This is a genomic window from Sodalis sp. (in: enterobacteria) (genome assembly GCF_036327475.1).
In the GTDB taxonomy this organism is placed as follows: domain Bacteria; phylum Pseudomonadota; class Gammaproteobacteria; order Enterobacterales; family Enterobacteriaceae.
The window spans coordinates 401,827-418,091 of sequence record NZ_CP132913.1; the positions used below are offsets into that span (position 1 = coordinate 401,827).

A 16,265-nucleotide genomic window follows, 5' to 3' on the forward strand; every position below is an offset into this window, starting at 1 on the left:
CGTTTGCGCGCGTGTCCGGACGAGGAGGGAAAACAGCGGAACGCCGTGGGAGACGGCGTTAAAGCCGCGAGAGTCCAAGCGCTTGATGGCAGACACTACTGTGACATCATCGGCGCGCAACAACCGCTAGTGGGTGGAGGCGGGTGCCGGTATCGGTAAGACCCTACGTCTATCTGAATCCCAGTCCTGCGTGCCGATAAAAGGTGAGCATTTCCACCGGTCTGAGGCGTTACAGGATCAGCTCCACGCCCGGGTCTCCTGCGTATCGCGCATGGCATAGCATACCCGGACAACTGGCTTTGTTGAAAGGGCGTGCCAACTGAACGCATGGCACAGCACGTGACGGCAGGGGACGCACTGCCGCCGGAAAGGCTCAACGCGCTGTCTGCACTGATATCCGTGACATGCAGCAACTGAAAGAGCGCTGGAATATGTCATGGCGTAGCGAAGCTGGCGCTCAGCCGCTCAGCGCTGCTGGATGCTGCGTTTGAACGTGCGACGCTGTACCGCGCTAGATTAAAGCGCTTTAAAATACCAGTCGGGTCAGTTATTGGTACGAATGTAACGCGCGTCATTTTGCCTGACGCTAACGCCGCTATCGGTCTCTAACCGTCTTCACGAGGTCATGGAAGAGAAGGGCGGCACGTGAATCTTTATCTCCGCGACGCTATCGGTGAATAATAAGCTGGTTCATTTCAGTGTATGGGATTGGAGAATGCGACATCCCTTTTGTTCACACCAGCCAGTTTGATTATGCCGCTCAGGTACTGCTGTACGTGCCGCGCTTTTACCGGAACCACAGGAATACGGCGCCGCGCAGAAGCTGGCGCGGATGTCGGTACTGGCTATTGTCGCCAATCGCAGTCGCTGTTTTTCTACCTCGCATCAGATGATGCGCGATCTGGCGATGGAGTTTCGCGCCTCGTTGACGCTACCGGTCTTAGTGCAGGGCAAGAAATCCTGCGCCAGTTTGTCGACTACGGTAACGCAGCGCTTGCTGGCCACCAATATTTTTGGGAAAAGCGGACGTGCGCGGTAATATGTTGTTATGCGTTATCATCGATAAACTGTCGTTTACCGCGCTGGACGATCCACTACTGAAGGTACGCATTTGAGAATTGCCAACTGCACGGCAGAGATCCATTCGCGAGGTGCAGATCCCAGAGGCGGTCATTTCCCTGAAATATGGGGTCGGTCGGCTTATATGCGACAGCGATGACTGTGGCGTGCTCATTATTTGCGATCAGCGGCTGGGTGACCATCCGCTCGTACAGCGAGATTTTCTGCAAAGTCTGCTGCCGCCGCGCCGTATCCCCTTGTAGCATCTGGTATGTTATGGTAAACGCTCATTACAGTCCTTTATCACTCCCGCCTGAGGTTTGGTATGTCTACACGCATTTTAGCCCTTGATACTGCGACAGAAGCCTGTTCCGTCGCACTGATGCTCGACGACGAACTGTTGCTGGAGCGCTGCACTGTTGCACCTCGTGAACACACGCAGCGCATCTTGCCCATGGTGGACGGCTTGTTGGCGGAGGCCGGTATTACGCTTGATAGTCTGGATACACTAGCATTTGGCCGTGGACCCGGCAGCTTTACCGGCGTACGTATCGGCATCGGTATTGCCCAGGGGCTGGCGCTGGGCGCCGATCTGCCACTTGTCGGCGTCTCCACCTTGGCGACGCTGGCCGAAGGCGCCTGGCGTCAAACCGGCGCTAGCCAGGTATTGGCTGCTATAGACGCACGCATGGGAGAAGTGTACTGGGCAGCGTATCGACGTGAGGTAGACATCTGGCTGAGCGAGGAAGGCGAAGCGGTGGTGGCGCCGGCGGCCTTGGCAGCGCTGAGCGCGGATCTGACCGGATGCTGGGCCACCGCCGGCACCGGCTGGCAAACGTATCCGACGTTGATGCAGCATGACGGATTGCAGCTCGTTGCAGGTGAAACGTTATTGCCCAGCGCGCGGGACATGCTGCCGATAGCGCTTCATCACTATCGCCACGGCGGCGCTCGGTCGGTCGCGCTGGTGGAACCGACCTATTTGCGCAATGAAGTGGCATGGAAAAAATTACCTGGCCGCGCCTGAGAACTAAACTTATTCGATCGGTGCGGGTCAAAGTAGTGAGTTTATTAACGAGATCAAGCACCATGTTCAGCTATCAGGCTTCACCCGTAGTGCCAGCTGGCGCCGGTCGGTTTCCTAGCCGCGATGTCAACGCTTACGGGGTGTGTTACGGTACCGGAGGGCGATCCGCAGCACGGCCCCGACGCCGCAAAATGATTTGGTACGGGTGATATGCGCCGTAGCTGCACATCGGTCAATATGACGGTAACGCGCTCGCTGACGCTTATCGATCCGCTAGTGATTACCGATTGGCAGCCATTCATTGCGCTTCTTGTGGATCAACGAGCCACTAAATTGCTGCATGCCTCCAGCGAAGACCTAGAAGTGTTCTGGCATCGCTTTGGTCAGATGCCGGAACCGATGATCGATACCCAAGTGTTGGCGGCGTTTACCGGTCGCGCTCTTTCCTGCGGACTCGCCGCGCTAGTGGCGGAAACGTTGCAGCTCACGCTAGATAAAACGGAATCTCGCACCGACTGGCTCGCACGGCCGCTCAGCGGCAGGTAGTGTGATTATGATGCCGCCGATATTTACTGGCTCTTGCCGATAGCGCATAGCTAATAGCGCAAACGCAACAGGTGGGGTGGTGGTCGAAGGCCAGCCAGGAGTGCGCGGCTCTCTGTCAACGTCGCAGGATGTCGCCGGTCCTGAATTAGCCTATCGAGATATCGCTACGCCTGACAACTGCGCACGCGTCAGATTGCGTGCCTACAGTGGCTGGCCAGCTGGCGCCTGAATAAGGCCCGCGAGCGCGATACGGCGGTCAATTTCGGTAGGTGGCGTACTATGTGCTGTTGATCTCTTGACGAGCTGGAGCAGCTTGGTCTCAGCAGGCTCGAATCCGCTTCCACGGCCGTGCGCTGCTGGCACGGGTGCAAGAGGCTCAGGCGCTGCCGGACAAAGCGTTGCCTCCAATCTGATAGATTGTCCTAGGTATCGCCAGACGTTTAAGGCGTTGAAAGAGCGGATTCAGCTGACGGCTAACAAGACGGGGTTGAGCAGTGAATTTCTGGCGTCCCGGCGTCAGATAAACCAGTTAATCAGTATGGTGTTTGGCTGACTCATGCTGCGCAGAAGCCGAAACTGGTAAACGGCTAGCGTGGAGTGCTGTTCGGTGCCCAATTGCTGACCTTGGTTATCTCAGGACGAAAGCAAAACACACCCTTAAGTAGCGGGAGTAGTCGCGCGTGGCTGGCCCATGAGACCGCGAGGCGTTCATTTTGTGCTCTCTTCCGTTTCCGGCAGCGTTACGTTTAGCTCCAGGATAGAAATATCCCCATTCTTCTTCTCTAGTTGAACCGAAAGCATTTTCGGATCGATTTTCACATATTTACTGATGACTTCAAGTAGGTCGCGTTTTAACTGTGGCAGATAATGCGGCTCGTTATCACCTCTTCGCCGCTCGGCAACGATGATCTGTAGCCGTTCCTTGGCTATATTGGCTGTCGTTTTTTTGCGGGAGAGAAAAAAATCAAGTAATGCCATGGCTTATCCCCCAAACAGGCGTTTCAGGAATCCCTTCTTTTCTTCTTCGATGAAGCGGAAGAGGCGTTCTTCTCCTAACAGGCGATCAACCGTATCTGAATAGGCCTGGCCAGCATCAGACTCTTCATCGAGAATTACCGGCTCTCCCTGGTTGGAAGCCCGCAACACCGATTGATCCTCTGGGATCACACCTACCAAAGGAATACGCAGAATTTCAATCACATCTTCTATACTGAGCATGTCGCCGCGGCTGACGCGTCCCGGATTGTAACGGGTCAGTAGTAGATGCTCTTTAATGGGGTCTTCACCGCTTTCGGCTCGGCGCGATTTGGACGAAAGAATGCCCAGAATACGGTCGGAGTCGCGCACCGACGACACTTCGGGGTTGGTCGTGATAATCGCTTCATCGGCAAAATACAGCGCCATTAATGCACCGGTTTCAATACCGGCCGGTGAATCGCAAACGACAAAATCGAATTCCATCGTGCTGAGATCATTCAATACCTTTTCTACACCGTCGCGGGTTAGAGCATCTTTATCTCGCGTCTGCGAGGCGGGTAGAATATATAAGTTTTCGGTCCGCTTATCTTTTATCAGCGCTTGATTCAGCGTAGCATCACCCTGGATGACATTGACGAAATCATAGACCACCCGGAGCTCACAGCCCATGAGCAAATCGAGGTTTCGCAGGCCGATATCGAAATCGATCACCACTGTTTTCTTTCCTTTGCGGGCTAAACCGGTAGCGATAGCCGCGCTCGATGTGGTCTTGCCAACGCCTCCTTTACCCGAAGTAATAACTATAATGCGTGCCATAAATGGATTCCTTGTCAAGGGCTAAATTAAAGGATGAATGGTAAGCGTGCCGTCCTGCAGACATAACCGCGCTGCTTTGCCTGAAAATTCGGCCGGAATTTGATCACTCAACCAATATTGACCGGCGATGGATATGAGCTCCGGAGAGAGATGGGTGCAGAAAATCTGGCACTCTCCATTGCCCGACGCACCGGCCAGCGCGCGGCCTCGCATCATGCCATAAATATGGATATTGCCATCGGCGATAAGCTCGGCGCTGGCGCTAACGCTGCTGGTGACAATTAAATCGCTGTTGCGGGCGTAAATTTGCTGCCCGGAGCGCACCGGCGTGTTAATAAGCCGCGTTCTGACCGCCGCCGACGTCTCGGCGACGCTGCGCTTTGGCGCTTTGCCTTCGGTCAGCAGCGGCAGCCCGCTGCGAACGATCGCCTGTTTCAGTTTCGCGTCGCGACAGCCGCTGACGCCGACCACATGCAGACCGGTCGCTAGCACCGCCCGTGACAGCTCCTCCCAGGGCGTATTGTGCCTAAGGCCGGTGACGTTGATGACAACCGGCGCATCTTGTAAAAATTCAGGTGCTTGTTCGACTTTTTCCTCTATCGCCCGACGGATTTCTTCTGGCTGCGCATCATACACATGAATTACCGATAAAGTAAAATTACTGCCTTTCAACTCAATTGGCGTTTGCGACATTCTATCCTGACTCAGTCTTAGTACGTGTAATTTCCCGATTCGTCATGGGAGGTGATATTTCGAAGTACTGCATGCATGTTATAGTTACCGCTATATACAGGCAAGACACCAGACCACGGCAATAGAGTAAAAATATGTTTTGTGTGATCTATAGAAGTTCAAAACAGGATCAAACCTATCTTTTTGTCGAAAGAAGAGAGGATTTTACACGCGTCCCGGCCGACTTAATAACGCACTTCGGAAAATCGCTATTCGCAATGATTTTACCCTTAGACGGCAGCAAAAAACTCGCTTCGGCGGATATAGAAAAAGTAAAAGAATTACTTAAAGAGCAGGGCTTCTATCTGCAAGTTCCCCACCGGTGGAAAATTTATTGACCCAGCATCATCTCGTCGGAAAAGCCCGATCATTAACCAATAGGTTCGCGCGGCGCAATTACCGGCGCCGCACTCGCAGGGCTGGATCAATTATCTCATTGGCGATTCTGTAGTTAAGCCATGGCGGCAGCCCGCTATCTATGCCATACGCTCGCGCGCGATGTGAACCTTTGACGAGTATGAGCCCATTTGCCACTATCCCCTGTCCAACACTCCGATGGCGTACGTTGGATGCACAAGATGTGATGCTGTCACGTGTGCTGTTGTTCCACCTCCCGCCTTCTCTATTCACACAGGGCAAAGTGCTTTGATCGTCATGTTCGGGGGTAAACCAGTTGCCGTTTTGGCGACAGCTTACACGCTGCGACAGCGCTGTTGACATCTTTAGCCAATATGCTGACATCAGCCCGGGACCGCGATGTGCGATATTCATCAACCTATCGGTAACCCTACCGATCGGGGGAAAGTGTATCGTGAGGTAGAGCTGGCTATCTTATATTGGTAAACAGGCTAACGAGCAGCAGGTCGCCCAGGGTATCGCAGGTGTGGGCGTCGCGCTAGCGCGCTAGATTTAACGCTGTGAGTCTGCAGGCACAGTTCAAAAAAGCAGAGCGGCCCTGGGAGAAAGCGATTTCAATTGTGGGGTTTATTCCGGCGGCGGAATTCGGTGATCCCCAACAGACGGATTTGACGCTAACGGTTAACGAATCATGTTTAGCAAACGGGCAACACTCGCGACATGATCCACCCTACCCTGCCACACTCATTGCGTGTATAAGCCGTTTCTTCACCTTACCTCCCGGCGATATTGCACTGACAGGTCGCCAGGGAAGAGGTCGTAATGATTAAGCCCTGCTAGGCGCTCACGGCAAGCCTGAATCAACATCAATTGAGCACGTGGATAATTTAGCGTTTATTGAAAGCCTGACTGTGCCAAAAATAAACGTCTGGCGCGCGAGGGCTTTCACTCGCGATGCGGCCGAGCTATCCCGCTCAATAAGGAGGAGGGTGCATTTTCGCTATGGCTCGTCGCTCTACGTACGGGTCATCTCCAGCCTTTGGCGCGACTTTGCTGCTATCACGGCGCCTTAAGCCATTATTCTAGATTTCGAAATGCGCTTGGTTATGCCCTCATAGGACGTCGCTTGGCTTGGATAAATGAGCGCTGCAGGGGAGCCTCAATGCAGCGGTTGGTGCTAGATCATATCGTTTTGCGTTTTTGCTAAGGTGATATCAGGGGAAGCGGTGGCGTCTTTGCCGCAGCGCTCACGACTTTATAAGTGAACCAGGGCCAGGTACTATCAGCGCTCATTAAATTGACCGCAGGTGCACTTGGACGATAGATTGTCTCTGCCTGTTTTTCTTATTAAAAGGATCTTTTTCTCAATAAAATACAAGTAAGCTACCCGCTAGCGCAGGCAGTCATAATACGTATTCATGTTATTGACAGGCGTAGATCCTATTAAGCCCTAAACATGACGCTCTTTCTCTAAGCACGCATCATGCATAGGTGCATGACAGCGCCGCTATACTGTCATGCACCTATGCCGCTATCAGCGGGAAAAAAGATTGCGTTTGCGCGGCGGGAAGAATTGCGCGAGCAAAATGATCGCCGCTACCACCAGGTAGGCACCGAAGATGATAATCATCCATTGTGGCATCTCCAGCGACAGGAAATGCCATTGACGAACGGTGCAATCGCTGCTGGTGCTGAAGACCGACGGTAGCCACTTATCCAGTGGCAGCCAGGCTGGGAAATTCACGAAAAAATCGCAGGTGACGAAGGGGGATGGATGGAGATGGATATCGGTATGCTTAATTGCCAGCAGCAGACCTTGCCAGGCGCTGTACAACCAAATCGCAAGACCGGCGAAATTCAGCGGCGTGGCGGGCGCGATGGCGCCTACCAGGCCGGCAGCAACGACGCCGTAGAGTGCGCAACGTTGATAAATACACAGGACGCAGGGTTTAAGCAGCAATACATACTGAAAGTAGAACGCAACCAGTTCCAGCGCAAAGGCGGTCAGTGCCAATAGCAACCAGGCTGCACGATTTTTGGAGCAGCGGTTTAACGATTGCATCATAAAGGGTTGTCCAGAGTAGTTAATAAGTGGCGTGAAACGAGCATTCTAAATCAAAAAACAACAGACACCAGCGACTTTTCCGTCAGCGGCGTACCAGAGCCCGCGCCGTTTTGCTATTATTGAAGTTACCATACATGTACGGCGTGGAAAGGTCCTTTTAAGTCAAAATCGGGAGATGGGTTATGGTGCCGGCAGCGGGTAAGGTAAACTAGCTCGCTTGTTCGTGGTAAAGTCACTGCTTCCGCTCGCAGGGAGTGAGAGGCATAAATTGTTAGAGTTGCTATGGAAAAAACGAATATGGTCATCAAAGGCACAGAGTCCTGCCGGTTTCGCGGAAGAGTTTCTGATTGAAAGCATTTGGAATAATCGCTTTGCGTCTGGCTCTATCCTACCCGCGACGCGGAAGCTTTCCAACCTAATAATAGGCACCTCCCGCACCACGCTGCGGGAGGTGCCACAGCGAAGGTACTACAGCAACTGGCCCGTAACGGCTGACTTAAATCCAGCACGGCAAGCCGACCCGGATGATAATATATGGGAAACGTCCGATTTGAATATCCTGGAGACGTTGAGTCCGGTTTGATCATGACAGTGTATCTCAGCTCACTAGCTCATTGATAATTTGCGGTGTGCGCCAACCTCGCTGAGGTCTTCACTCGTCTGGCGCGCTGTATTCTGATAAAGCACAGGATCACAAGCTGCGGCGGTGGACGATAAGGCGGAAGCGGATGAGGCTGATGGCTTCATCAAATTGGATTACCGGGTTTTCCACGACATGGCGTTTACTGCAGACAAACCTAGGCCTACGTAATTTCTATGGCCAGCTGGCGACGCTATTGTATGATCAGGTTATGGAGCGGTGCGCCGTTATGTTAAAAAAGAGCAGGAATATCTGAGGCGCCATGCAATCCACGATGCTTGAATATATCGTGGGGATTTGACTTCGGCGAAGGCGCCACCCTTTGGCGGGCGGCGCGGCTCTTCGGAAGGCATCAGAACGGCGGCTAGCATGGCAAACAGTGTTCGATAAGCTCGCCCTCGTCATTCACCTGCTCCATATAGACGTCAAAGTTCCATAACCGATGAATGTGCTTCATCACTTCGCAGCGGCTTTGCGGCGTATAACGCAGCGCCAGCGACCGAATCTGTATACCAGATTGCTTAAATTGTACTAGGAAGAGAGTTCCTGACATATTGCCTAATACCCTTCTCTATTATGGATGGCTGCGGTTTCAATATAGTTGTTGTGATCGTCGTCGAGTACCGTAATAGACGAAAATCTCGCATTATCTTCGGCGATAGGAGCTGACTGATAAGGCTTTCGTCTTTAAAGTTAGTTGTGCATGGCGAAATGCACTGTTTCCAGCCAATCTCTGCCGGCGATATCTGGGAACCAGTGGCGATCTTCAATCCGTGAGCAATTGGTAGATGCGCTTGATATTCTTGATATGTTGCATGGCAAACCCAATGCATAGGGATTGATGCCGCTGTAATACGAGCTGTTATAGGGCGGTTGATGGACCACATGGGATGGCTATTTAGGAATTCCTGCATAAACCTATTGCTAACTTTGCCTTCATCATACAAGTGAGCGATACCAACCGATTTTGCGCACGATACGCAATATCCGTTGCCAGAGTTTGAGTAGCGGCGCATTTTCTCCATGAAATACAGTAGGTTTTCCTGCAGCTCATGGGGTAGCGCAAACGCTGTTCCGTCACTTCCTCTTTCCATGCGCGGTAGCGTGCGCCACAGGTCATTGACTTGACTTTGCAATACTCTTCTCGGCTCTTTTGGCGAGATTTTCTTCCTGCGGTGAGTTTTTGCGGGCGTTTGTAACGGTCGACGTCGTGGTTCATCAGCGCAGGGAGAAGGCCAATAATTACTCCACCTGTTCAACACCATAGCGCCCTTCGCATTTGATAATATAGTTGCTGGCGAAAATCAGGTAGTCAGCAACGGAGCTGGCATCGGTCCAACTACGGGAAAGTAAAACGCATCATGCTCATACAAGCGCTGATCGTGGCTCACGCTTGTATGAGCATGATGTTCTCTTCGAAAAGGTAGGCGATACAGGGAGTAGAGTTGAAATCTCATATTCATCGAGATACTGTCTATAGACAGTACGAGACCATTCTGTCTTATTATTGATCCTAGCGCAAGGTGAAAATCGCGGAGGATGTGCTAGGCACCTTCGCGCCTGGGAGGATTTTCTTTAGCGGGCGCGACAGGCTAGGGGTCAAGCGTCGCTAGCAGGGGCTCGGCCGCACAAAGCGTTGGCAGCAAGCACGCGAGGGAATCGATCGCCTTGGACGCGATGACCTGCCGGGCAGGCATGACAGAACGCTGGAAGGGCGATAGGCTCGCCTGCGAAATCACTCCTAGAACCTTAATGCTGGCGCGCGTTGGGAGTCGAGAAAGTGAGAAGGACAGATTCCTAGTCTAACATCGTGCGCAGCACCGCGCTGTTGGCGTGTGGCCCCTGTATAACGGCGCCGTACTCGCCGTTGCTGTAGAATGATGATAACCCAGAGAGGTTAAGAGGTTAATAGATTTTCTAGGCTTGTCAGTTTTTTTATTTTGCCATTGAATCAGCCTCATTACACCGGCATTTTAGTGGCGGATGTTGGTATAAGACAAAACAATCATACAGGTAATTGTGTTGGGAAGTAGCGTGATAGGCGTGACGTTTGCCTAGTATTTGGCTCAGCATCAAGTCACCGTGCTCGATCGCCAGCCCGGTTCGGCGATGGAACAAATACTGCGCAATTGCGATAGTCGATATTATCATATTAATAAAAGCCGCAAAGCCGCATATGGTGGTGTGGCTAATACAGCCGCGATTGTTTGAAAGCGCACTCCGAACTGGTATGAAGGCCGTCAGGGGGATTCTGCGCCGATAAATAATTCGCCAACGCCCAGATAGATATTGCGGTACTGCGCTCTGAAGCGAACTCTATTCGCTTCTGATGGCCAACCAATTGGCCAATGTTGAGCCAGTGCTGGCCGGCGTCGCCCGTATAAGCTCTCCGATGATTTACGCTTGCCGAGCGATGAAACCGGCGAGTGCTAATGATTTACTCTATACCTTGCCGCCATAGCGGTGGAAAAGGGCGTCGCGGTGGAAAAGGGCGTCGCATTTCGTTGTGACTGTCAAATCTGCGCGCTGGTGCGCAATGGCAACCGCATTGACGGCGTCAGCTGCGGTTGGGGTCATATTCACCGACATGCTAAAGATGTGGTCTCTATTTCAGTTTATCCGCTCAAGGAGTGTTCGTTAACGATCCCGCTGGCGGATGAAATGGCGGAATTACCGGTTTCATATCGAGCTGCCGTCGAAACGCCGGCCGACCCTGAGACTGTGGTGTGCGATTTATTTCCCACCGGTGGCCATATTGCGCAAGCGATGTTCTGGACCGACCTGAGGCGATAACGCCGGACAGCACGTCGCTGGTGAGCGCCACGGCGTTCCGTATCTGAATACCGGTCACGGTACGCTGGGCTAGATAATGGCCTTATGGCTTGTGGCGATTGCTAGCGGATTGTTATCAGCGTGCGGGTGCCGGAAATTCGTTATGACGATCTGTTCTTCGCGCGTTATGCGTCTGGATTTGATGCCGTCGCGGTTACGCGACAGATCCGAGGGCGCCCTCGTGCGGCCATTTCTTGAAAGGTAAGGAGCTGTTTTCATGCCACGTCCGATTGTCGCTACGGTGGATTTAGCTGCACTGGCGTCAAATTTAACCATTGTCCGCCGTCATGCGCCACAATCTCGTGTGTGGTCGGTGGTTAAAGCTAATGGCTATGGCCATGGCCTGAGCGCCGTTTGGCATGGGTTGCAGCAGACGGACGGTTTTGCGCTGCTAGATCTAAATGAGGCAATCGTGCTACGGGAGAAGGGCTGGCGCGGCCCCATTTTATTGCTGGAGGGATTTTTTCAGTCGGCTGATTTAGAGGAAATCGATCACTATCGATTGACCACTGCCGTTCACAGTAGCTGGCAGATTGACGCCCTGCGGCACATGACCCCATGCGCGCCGCTGGACATTTACCTCAAACTTAACAGTGGTATGAATCGGCTAGGTTTCAGCGATCGGGCGCTGCCAGGCGCCTGGCAAGCGCTAAGCGAGCTAAAGCAGGTGGCGACGCTGACCTTGATGACCCATTTCGCTTATGCCGACATGCCGGAAGGGGTCGAGGCGCAAATGGCAGTAGTGGCGCGAGCCGGTGATGGGCTGACGGGCCCGCGCTGTCTGGCGAATTCTGCCGCGACATTATGGCATCCTAACACTCATGGGCAATGGGTCAGGCCAGGCATTATTTTTTATGGCGCCTCCCCGAGCGGTGACTGGCAAGACATTGCCGGCAGCGGTTTTCGGCCGGCAATGATGTTAGAAAGCGAATTGATCGCCGTGCAGTCAGTGCCCGCTGGGGGACGCATCGGTTACGGCGGTCGCCACAGGCTAAGCGAGACGCAGAGGGTCGGCGTTGTCGCCTGCGGTTACGCCGATGGCTATCCGCGTCACGCGCCCACCGGGACGCCGGTTTGGGTCGACGGCGTCAGAACGCGCACTCTGGGCGCGGTTTCCATGGATATGCTTATGGTGGATTTGCAGCCTTGTTCACAGGCGCGTATTGGTGCAAAAGTCGAACTTTGGGGAGAACACGTCAAAATCGATGAGGTCGCCGCCGCCGCCGGTACCCTGAGCTATGAACTCATGAGCGCGCTGGCACCGCGGGTGACGGTTCAGCTTCGCTAACCAGCGCCGCCGCGCTGGCCATCTGCACAAAACTATTCAGCGCCGACGCTACGCTCGCCTCCTCGGAGAACGGCTCCAGCGCATAGCTGGTGGCGGGTTCCATTAAAAACGCCAGTCCGGCACAAGCGGTGGCAGCGGGTAACATATAACCCAGTCAATGGGTCTGCCAGCTCGCCGGCGCCACCGTGACGCTAAACAGCAGCATCAGACTACCGAGCGCCATGAAATACAGTGCCAAACGTAAACGAGGCGTCCAATTTTGCGAATCACCAGATTGGCGATAACGCTCGTCAGCATGAATATGATCCAAAATCCGTTCGTGCCGAATACCATCAACCTGTGGCGATAAAGAGGCGTAGATCAACGCCATCGCCATAGCGCTCGTATTCACCCGCGCGAACAGAACAAAACGGTCTTAGGTTGCTATCTGTCAGTAGCGGACAAGTGGCAGCGTGGTTGCGCCCTCGTGTTAGTCGGACGCGTTTCAGCCGGGTCTTACCGCCGTCAATGTTCCAACTAGCAACGAAAAGGCAGCCAAGGATCAAAATGGCGCGCGCCAGCCGAAACCGGCCGCTAGTAGACCACTCGTCATTAAGAAAACTGAAGACGCGGGCCGCATCGTCACCGTCCAGCCTGTCGCGCAACGCGGTTGAACAACGCAACGATCGTGCAGCACACCGCCAATCCTACAACACCAGCGACAAAACGAAGAGCCAAGAAAGGGTTGCCGCCGTTGCCAGAAGGGCACCTGCGCCATACAGTGTAATCCGGCTAGCGCCAGCAGACGGCGTCACAAATACATCAGCGGTCCGGTAATCAGTCGCGAGACCTAGATGCCGATAAAGAGCGGGATCTTTGACTGGATGAGCGATTCGTCGGTCTGGAGGCCGTGGGCGATAAGGGGGATAACGGGTAGATAAAAATCGATGTCCGGCTGGACCCAATAATACCAGCAGCAGTAAAAGGAAAAACTCTTGCGCTGACACGCCACATCATGAAGGAAAGGAATGGTAAGCATAATATGCCAGGTAAATAAAGCATTTAATGTTGTTATGATAATTTATTTTCTGATAATGAAAATGAATATGCATGATTGGCGAGAGATCATTTCTTTATTCGATAAAGCGCGTGTGATTGGTCTTCGTAATCAATGTGTGATACTGTTTAAGATGGTGTGTCTTTTTACCTGATATAGCCAATGAAAACTGAATATAAAAATTTTTCAAAAATATTGCATTTAACCTCGCGCGCGCTGCGTATGGCTATTGACCGGCGCCTGAAATATTTGGGTCTCAGTCAGGCGAGCTGGGTAGCGGTGGCGACTATCGCTGGCGCTGAATCACCGCTGTCGCAAAGCGAACTGGCGCAGCAGCTCGGCGTTGAAGGTGCAACGGTGGTAACGATGGTGGACCGTCTGGTCAAAATCGGTCTGGTACTGCGCATCCCCACCCCGGCTGACCGGCGTAAAAAGCTATTGGTGGTGACCGATGAGGGTAAAGCACTGTATGAGAAGGTACGCACAGAAGCGGATATTCTTGGCAAGGAGATCCTTGAGGATGTCGATGCTCGGGATATGCGGGTGGCCATTCGAGTGCTCGAAAAGGTCTACAGCGCGACAGAAACGCTGAGCTGACCGGAGACGGAGGACGCGCCTTGAGCGGTACGCGGAAAAGAGGGTGGTGTAGCGGCCGCAGACGCCTAACCGTTGGCACTGTTGAGATCGGTTGAGCGCCGGCGTTCTCACTCTGGACTGTAGAGTTTCGCGACGGCACTGACTCCACGCGTGCGGCTACGGTTTCATGCCGTATCGTCGGCAATCTTGAGACCGATTTTGCTTACCTGATGCTCGTCTTTTTCCGCAATAGTCCAGACTATGCCTTCCGCCACCACATTATCCCCCACCACTGGTTCGCCCCCGCCCAGCAACGTCTTGACAAACTGGCCAAGTGTCAGCGCGCTATCCACTTCGCCAGCGAATTCCAGACCGTAGATAGAGGAAACATCTTGCAAACGGGCGTCGGCTTCCAGTATAAAATCCCCAAAAAAGCGCTGATCTAGCGCGACGGGCGGTGATTGGCTAAACAACCTGCCCAGCGCGGGCAAATCGCGCTCCCGACCGATGACACAAAGCACATCTCCTTCACGCAGCCGGGTGTTGGCGGTAGGATGAAGTAGTACATTATCGCGAAACAGCGCGGCGATGCGCGTATGGCTAGGCATTTTCAGATCGCGTAGCGCCGCGCCAACGCACCAGTTTTCACCCCCTAACTGATAAATAAACTGCTCCCAGGGGTTTTCGGGATGGATATCCATCCCCACGCGGGAAATAGGCGACGCGGTCGGCGGAACAACCACTTTCGCTAGGCGGGCGGCGAAGCTCAGCGAGGTGCCCTGAAGCAGCAGGGAAATCAGGACGATAAAGAACGCCACATTAAAATAGAGCCGCGCGTTGTCAAGGCCTGCCATCATGGGAAATACCGCCAAAATAATCGGCACAGCGCCGCGTAGGCCGACCCAGGAGAGAAAAAACCGCTCGCGGGTGGTGTAGTTGCGAAACGACAACAAACCGAAAAAAATTGACAGAGGGCGCGCTACCAGCATCAGCCACAGCGACAAGATGAGCGCCGGAATGGCGATCATCCATAAGTCGCTGGGGGTGACTAAAAGACCTAGCACCAAAAACATGCAGATTTGGCTCAACCAGGCCATACCGTCAAACGTTTGTAAAATACCGTATCGATTGCGTATCGGCCTGTTCCCCAAGACAAAGCCGCATAAATAGACCGCCAGAATGCCGCTGCCTTCTAGCGCGGTGGTCAGAGCGAAAATCATAATGCCGCCGCTCACAGCCAGCAGTGGATATAACCCGTTGGCCAGTGAGATACGGTTGATTGCCTGCTGCAACAGCCAGCCGCCGCCCAGACCCATAGCGACGCCCAAGCCGAATTCGCGGATAAGATGCACCAGAAACAGCCAATCAAGGTAAATTTTCCCGCTTTGAATCATGGAGATAAGCGTGATGGTTAAAAACACCGCCATCGGATCATTGCTGCCGGATTCAATCTCAAGCGTAGAGGTGACACGTTCGTTTAGACCCCTGTCGCCAAGAAGCGAAAACACCGCAGCGGCATCGGTGGAACCGACGATAGCGCCGATAAGCATGCCTTCAATTATATCCAGCTCAAACAGCCAGGCCGCGGCCATGCCAGTTAACCCGGCGGTGATGATGACCCCGACCGTCGCCAACGATAATGACGGCCAAAGTGCAACGCGAAAGGCGGTGGCGCGAGTTCGCATACCACCATCGAGCAGAATCACCGTCAGCGCCAAATTACTGATAAGGTACGCCACAGGATAGTTATCAAACGCGATGCCGCCCAAGCCATCTATCCCAGCCAACATGCCAATGGCCAGAAAAATGACCAGAATAGGGATGCCAAGACGTGAGGAAAAGGAGCTCAGCAGAATACTCCCCCCCACCAATATTGAACCAATAATAAACAAACTTATAATGGCGCTGCTGTCCAAACGCGGTCTCCTTTTGATTTTTGCTCTGTTTCTGCCTATCCTGCAGAGGCGTTGTGATCCCAAATACCTACCGCGACGGTCTGGCTGAATGCATTGGCACCAAGACCTGAAAGGGGGGGGGAGTTCACCTTGCTGCCCGGCAAATCTCCTCCATCGGAGCCCGCGACGGGAGCGGGGAGGCGGGAAACATGATCCGGCGGGATCTCTGGTCGACACTCAATTAAACTACCCTTTTTATTCTCAACAAAAAAGTCGTTTTTCTCTCTTTAAGGCGTTTAAGCGCTTTTTGATCACAGCGCAAATGCCTTTTACTCCCGCGCAATCCTGCCGACGGCGATAGCCGCGCCATGCGAGAGCGGCACCATCAGGAGTGCGCTGTTGCACCAATGCAGTGGGC

General features: G+C 53.4%; 15 protein-coding genes and 3 pseudogenes. 10 read left to right on the plus strand and 8 right to left on the minus strand.

Features of this window, described 5'->3' with window-relative positions:
* Positions 1-429: 429 nt before the first annotated feature.
* The 4 genes and pseudogenes from GPOALKHO_RS02170 to GPOALKHO_RS02185 form a co-directional block, all read left to right on the plus strand.
* Positions 430-1,322 (plus strand): annotated as a pseudogene (locus tag GPOALKHO_RS02170) (ATP-dependent DNA helicase); the annotation flags it as partial.
* A 62-nt stretch (positions 1,323-1,384) separates the two neighbouring features.
* Positions 1,385-2,086, plus strand: coding sequence for a tRNA (adenosine(37)-N6)-threonylcarbamoyltransferase complex dimerization subunit type 1 TsaB (gene tsaB, locus GPOALKHO_RS02175; protein ID WP_406702779.1), 702 nt, complete (start codon positions 1,385-1,387; stop codon positions 2,084-2,086).
* A 237-nt stretch (positions 2,087-2,323) separates the two neighbouring features.
* The gene (locus GPOALKHO_RS02180; protein ID WP_406702780.1) at positions 2,324-2,632 is read left to right on the plus strand and encodes a hypothetical protein; all 309 of its coding nucleotides are present in this window, start codon (positions 2,324-2,326) and stop codon (positions 2,630-2,632) included.
* A gap of 448 nt (positions 2,633-3,080) precedes the next feature.
* Positions 3,081-3,185: a hypothetical protein gene (locus GPOALKHO_RS02185; RefSeq protein ID WP_406702781.1), complete on the plus strand. Its 105-nt coding sequence runs from the start codon at positions 3,081-3,083 to the stop codon at positions 3,183-3,185.
* Positions 3,186-3,340: 155 nt separating this feature from the next.
* Here GPOALKHO_RS02185 and minE read toward each other — a convergent pair whose 3' ends face one another.
* Genes minE through minC form a run of 3 tightly spaced genes read right to left on the minus strand, consistent with a single transcriptional unit; the run spans position 3,341 to position 5,119 of the window.
* Positions 3,341-3,610: a cell division topological specificity factor MinE gene (gene minE / locus GPOALKHO_RS02190; protein ID WP_406702782.1), complete on the minus strand. Its 270-nt coding sequence runs from the start codon at positions 3,608-3,610 to the stop codon at positions 3,341-3,343.
* Positions 3,611-3,613: 3 nt separating this feature from the next.
* Entirely contained in the window at positions 3,614-4,426 is an 813-nt protein-coding gene (gene minD, locus GPOALKHO_RS02195) for a septum site-determining protein MinD (protein WP_406702783.1), read from the minus strand.
* A 21-nt stretch (positions 4,427-4,447) separates the two neighbouring features.
* Positions 4,448-5,119 carry a septum site-determining protein MinC gene (gene minC / locus GPOALKHO_RS02200; RefSeq protein WP_406702784.1) on the minus strand — a complete coding sequence of 224 codons (672 nt, stop codon included), beginning with the start codon at positions 5,117-5,119 and terminating at the stop codon, positions 4,448-4,450.
* A 134-nt stretch (positions 5,120-5,253) separates the two neighbouring features.
* On the opposite strand from minC, the pseudogene GPOALKHO_RS02205 reads away from it, so the two are divergent.
* Together GPOALKHO_RS02205 and GPOALKHO_RS02210 are read left to right on the plus strand one after the other, a co-directional pair.
* Positions 5,254-5,609, plus strand: a pseudogene (locus tag GPOALKHO_RS02205) (YcgL domain-containing protein).
* A 526-nt stretch (positions 5,610-6,135) separates the two neighbouring features.
* Positions 6,136-6,345: a fumarylacetoacetate hydrolase family protein gene (locus tag GPOALKHO_RS02210; RefSeq protein ID WP_406703334.1), complete on the plus strand. Its 210-nt coding sequence runs from the start codon at positions 6,136-6,138 to the stop codon at positions 6,343-6,345.
* 704 nt (positions 6,346-7,049) lie between these two features.
* On the opposite strand, the gene dsbB is transcribed toward GPOALKHO_RS02210, so the two are convergent.
* Both dsbB and GPOALKHO_RS02220 read right to left on the minus strand, forming a co-directional pair.
* On the minus strand, positions 7,050-7,580 hold the full coding sequence (dsbB, locus tag GPOALKHO_RS02215; RefSeq protein ID WP_406702785.1) for a disulfide bond formation protein DsbB: 531 nt from the start codon (positions 7,578-7,580) through the stop codon (positions 7,050-7,052).
* Between the two features lie 1,004 nt (positions 7,581-8,584).
* Positions 8,585-9,667 (minus strand): annotated as a pseudogene (locus GPOALKHO_RS02220) (SpoVR family protein); the annotation flags it as partial.
* An 882-nt stretch (positions 9,668-10,549) separates the two neighbouring features.
* Between GPOALKHO_RS02220 and GPOALKHO_RS02225 the strand changes: the two are divergent.
* The 3 genes from GPOALKHO_RS02225 (at position 10,550) to dadX (ending at position 12,340) form a co-directional block, all read left to right on the plus strand.
* A complete protein-coding gene (locus tag GPOALKHO_RS02225; RefSeq protein ID WP_406702786.1) occupies positions 10,550-10,681 on the plus strand; it encodes a hypothetical protein in 132 nt (43 codons plus the stop codon).
* 2 nt (positions 10,682-10,683) lie between these two features.
* Positions 10,684-11,013 (plus strand): hypothetical protein, encoded by a 330-nt coding sequence (locus tag GPOALKHO_RS02230; RefSeq protein WP_406702788.1) that lies wholly within the window; start codon positions 10,684-10,686, stop codon positions 11,011-11,013.
* Between the two features lie 256 nt (positions 11,014-11,269).
* A complete protein-coding gene (gene dadX, locus GPOALKHO_RS02235; RefSeq protein WP_406702789.1) occupies positions 11,270-12,340 on the plus strand; it encodes a catabolic alanine racemase DadX in 1,071 nt (356 codons plus the stop codon).
* Between the two features lie 154 nt (positions 12,341-12,494).
* Here dadX and GPOALKHO_RS02240 read toward each other — a convergent pair whose 3' ends face one another.
* Entirely contained in the window at positions 12,495-12,731 is a 237-nt protein-coding gene (locus GPOALKHO_RS02240) for a hypothetical protein (RefSeq protein ID WP_406702790.1), read from the minus strand.
* 438 nt (positions 12,732-13,169) lie between these two features.
* Positions 13,170-13,358, minus strand: coding sequence for a hypothetical protein (locus tag GPOALKHO_RS02245; RefSeq protein WP_406702791.1), 189 nt, complete (start codon positions 13,356-13,358; stop codon positions 13,170-13,172).
* 180 nt (positions 13,359-13,538) lie between these two features.
* Here GPOALKHO_RS02245 and GPOALKHO_RS02250 point away from each other — a divergent pair, with 180 nt between their 5' ends.
* Positions 13,539-13,973 carry a MarR family winged helix-turn-helix transcriptional regulator gene (locus GPOALKHO_RS02250; RefSeq protein ID WP_406702793.1) on the plus strand — a complete coding sequence of 145 codons (435 nt, stop codon included), beginning with the start codon at positions 13,539-13,541 and terminating at the stop codon, positions 13,971-13,973.
* A 164-nt stretch (positions 13,974-14,137) separates the two neighbouring features.
* Here the strand turns inward: GPOALKHO_RS02250 and GPOALKHO_RS02255 are convergent, their stop codons facing one another.
* A complete protein-coding gene (locus GPOALKHO_RS02255; RefSeq protein WP_406702795.1) occupies positions 14,138-15,868 on the minus strand; it encodes a potassium/proton antiporter in 1,731 nt (576 codons plus the stop codon).
* Between the last annotated feature and the right edge of the window lie 397 nt (positions 15,869-16,265).

Excerpts from the sequence above, each read along its gene's own strand:
- tsaB (WP_406702779.1), top strand. The coding sequence starts at position 1,385 with ATGTCTACACGCATTTTAGCCCTTGATACTGCGACAGAAGCCTGTTCC.
- GPOALKHO_RS02180 (WP_406702780.1), top strand. The coding sequence starts at position 2,324 with ATGACGGTAACGCGCTCGCTGACGCTTATCGATCCGCTAGTGATTACC.
- minE (WP_406702782.1), bottom strand. The coding sequence starts at position 3,610 with ATGGCATTACTTGATTTTTTTCTCTCCCGCAAAAAAACGACAGCCAAT.
- minD (WP_406702783.1), bottom strand. The coding sequence starts at position 4,426 with ATGGCACGCATTATAGTTATTACTTCGGGTAAAGGAGGCGTTGGCAAG.
- minC (WP_406702784.1), bottom strand. The coding sequence starts at position 5,119 with ATGTCGCAAACGCCAATTGAGTTGAAAGGCAGTAATTTTACTTTATCG.
- dsbB (WP_406702785.1), bottom strand. The coding sequence starts at position 7,580 with ATGATGCAATCGTTAAACCGCTGCTCCAAAAATCGTGCAGCCTGGTTG.
- GPOALKHO_RS02225 (WP_406702786.1), top strand. The coding sequence starts at position 10,550 with ATGGCCAACCAATTGGCCAATGTTGAGCCAGTGCTGGCCGGCGTCGCC.
- dadX (WP_406702789.1), top strand. The coding sequence starts at position 11,270 with ATGCCACGTCCGATTGTCGCTACGGTGGATTTAGCTGCACTGGCGTCA.
- GPOALKHO_RS02245 (WP_406702791.1), bottom strand. The coding sequence starts at position 13,358 with ATGCTTACCATTCCTTTCCTTCATGATGTGGCGTGTCAGCGCAAGAGT.
- GPOALKHO_RS02250 (WP_406702793.1), top strand. The coding sequence starts at position 13,539 with ATGAAAACTGAATATAAAAATTTTTCAAAAATATTGCATTTAACCTCG.